Source organism: Streptomyces sp. McG3, from assembly GCF_018619185.1.
GTDB lineage: Bacteria > Actinomycetota > Actinomycetes > Streptomycetales > Streptomycetaceae > Streptomyces.
In genome coordinates this window covers 1-3,017 of sequence record NZ_JAAXYC010000516.1, presented here as the reverse complement: position 1 = coordinate 3,017, position 3,017 = coordinate 1, and the positions used below count along the sequence as shown (strand labels likewise).

1 protein-coding gene is annotated in these 3,017 nt (G+C 73.0%); it reads left to right on the top strand.

Annotated elements, in window-relative coordinates; all coding sequences use genetic code 11:
* Window positions 1-3,017, top strand: a 3,017-nt coding sequence (locus tag HET64_RS37915) for a condensation domain-containing protein (RefSeq protein WP_215111766.1), incomplete at both ends; no start/stop codon positions are given.

The following is a 3,017-nucleotide window of genomic DNA, read 5'->3' as shown; positions in this document are numbered from 1 at the left end:
GAGACAGCCCGTACCCCCGCCCCCGCCTTCGGCGAGGACTTCTCCGGCTGGCACGACAGCTACCTCGACGGCGCGTCCCTGCCCGTACCCCACATGCGGGAATGGCGCGAGGAAACCGTCCGCCGCATTCGCACCCTGCACCCCGGCCGCGTCCTGGAGATAGGCGTCGGCACCGGCCTGCTGCTGTCGCAGCTGGCTCCCGACTGCCAGGAGTACTGGGGCACGGACGTCTCCCGGCAAGCCGTGGACCTGCTGCGCCGCGAAGTGGCGGCGCGGCCCGCGCTGGCCCCGCGGATCCGGCTGAGCTGCCGGGCGGCCGACACCATCGGCGAGCTGCCCGACGGTCACTTCGACGTCGTCGTCCTCAACTCCGTCCTGCAGTACTTCCCGAACCCCGGCTACCTCCACGACGTACTGACGCAGGCCCTCGCGCTGCTCGCACCCGGCGGGGCCCTCTTCGTCGGCGACGTCCGTGACGCGCGCTCCCTGCGCTGCTTCACCACCGCCGTAGAACTGCACCGCTCCGCTGCGGACGACGACACGGCCAGGCTGCGCCGGGCCGTGGAACGCGCCCTGACGCTGGAGGAGGAACTGCTCCTGGCGCCCGACTACTTCCACGCCTTCGCCCGTCGGCAGCCATCGGTCGGCGCGGTCGATATTCAGGTGCGCCGCGGCCGCCACCACAACGAGATGACCCGCTTCCGCTACGACGCCGTGCTGCACAAGACGACGGCACCGCACGCACCCGGCCCGCACGACGCGCCCCTCCGGCTGCGCCGGCTCGACACCGAGGACACCCCGGCCGCCCTCACGAAGTACCTGCGCGAGCACCGTCCCGCGCACCTGCGGATGTCCGCGATCCCCAACCGGCGGACGACCCGGGAGGCCGCCGCCGCCCGGGCCCTCGACGAGGGAGCGACCCCGGCCGAGGCACTGGACCTCCTGTCGGCCGCACCGCACGGGGTCGAGCCCGACGAGCTGTACGCACTCGGTGCGGAAATCGGCTACCGGGTGGCGGTCGCACCGTCGCCGACGGACGTGGACGCCGTCGACGTCCTCTTCTCTCGCGCCGATACCCCCCTGCAGGCGTACGAGCCCGCCGACGACCTGGGCGCACCGGCCGCGTACGCCACCGGTCCGGCGGCGGCACGCCACGGCACGCGATTGACCGCCACACTGCGCGCGTACCTGCGCGAAAAGCTGCCCGACTACATGGTGCCGACGGCGATCCTGCTCCTGGAGCGGCTGCCCCTAACGGTCAACGGCAAGCTCGACCGGGCGGCGCTGCCCGCCCCGGCCGCCGAGGCCGGCTCCGACCGTCCCGCGCGCACGGATCTCGAACGCCAGCTGTGCGAACTGTTCGGCGAGATCCTCGGCGTCGCGGATATCGGCATCGACGACGACTTCTTCGCCCTCGGCGGTCACTCCCTGCTGGCCACCCGCCTCGCGGCACGGGTACGTGCCGCGCGGGGCACCGAACTCCCCGTCCGCGCACTCTTCGACAGCCCCACCGTCGCCCAGCTGGCCGACCGGATCCAGTACCGCGGGTTCGACACCGACACCCGACCCGCGCTGCGGCAGGCCGACCGCCCTGGCACGCTGCCGCTGTCCTTCGCCCAGCGCCGCCTGTGGTTCCTGCACCACCTGGAAGGACCCAGCCGCGCCTACCACGTGCCCTGGCTGATCCGCCTGACCGGCGAACTGGACACCGGCGCGCTCCACGCAGCCCTCCAGAACCTCGTCGCCCGCCACGAAGTCCTGCGCACGGTCTTCCCCGACCTGGACGGCGAGCCCTGCCAGCGGATCCTGGACCCGGCGGACGCCCCCGCGGCCATGCCCGTACGGCGCGTCACCGACGACGCCCTGACCGCCGCCCTCGACGAGGCGATCGACCGGCCCTTCGACCTTGCGGGTGGCATTCCGCTGCGCGCCCACCTCTTCTCCCTCGGCCAGGGCCGGCACGTACTACTGCTCTTGATCCATCACATCGCCTGCGACGGCTGGTCCTTCGCTCCCTTGGCCGAGGACCTGATGGCGGCCTACGAGGTGCACGCCACCGACGCCCAGACCGACGACGCCCATGCCGCCGACACCCAGACCGACGGACGGTCCGGGCCGCCCGTGCAGTACGCCGACTACACGCTGTGGCAGCGCGACCTGCTCGGCGACCCCGGCGACCCGGCCGGCCGGCTGGCCCGCCAACTCGCCTACTGGCGGCAGGAGCTCAGCGCGCTGCCCGCGGAGCTGGACCTCCCCTCGGACCGCCCGCGCCCTGCGGACCCCACGTACCGAGGCGCGACGGTGCCGGTCGCCTGGGACGCGGAACTGCACCGCGGGCTGGCCGACCAGGCCCACCACAGCGGCACCAGCCTCTTCATGGCGCTGCAGGCCGCCCTGGCCGCCCTGTTGACCCGGCTGGGCGCGGGACACGACATACCCATCGGCTCACCCATCGCCGGGCGCACCGACCAGGCCCTGGACCGGTCCGTCGGATTCTTCATCAACACCCTCGTGCTGCGGACGGACACCTCCGGCTCCCCGAGCTTCCGGGAGCTGCTCCACCGCACACGCGACACCGCGTTGGGCGCGTACGCACACCAGGACGTGCCCTTCGAGTACCTCGTCGAGGACCTCAACCCGGCCCGCGCCATCGGCCGCCATCCGCTCTTCCAGGTGTCCCTGGCTCTGCAGAACGCCCCCGAACCCAGCTGGACCACCGCCGGGCTGAAGATCGACAGCGAGCTCCTGCACCCCGGGGCGGCCCGCTTCGACCTGCTGCTCAACCTCACCGAGCAGCGGACGGCGAACGGCGAACCGGACGGGCTGACCGGATTTCTCGAATACAGCACCGACCTGTTCGACCGGGACACCGTCCTCGGCCTGGTCGCCCGGCTGACCCTCCTGCTCACCAGGGCGGTGGCCGCCCCGGACACGCCCGTCGAGGCCCTGGACGTCCTGACCTCCGAGGAGCACCACCAGCTGCTGGCGGAACGCACCCGCACCGCCCGCCCCCGGCC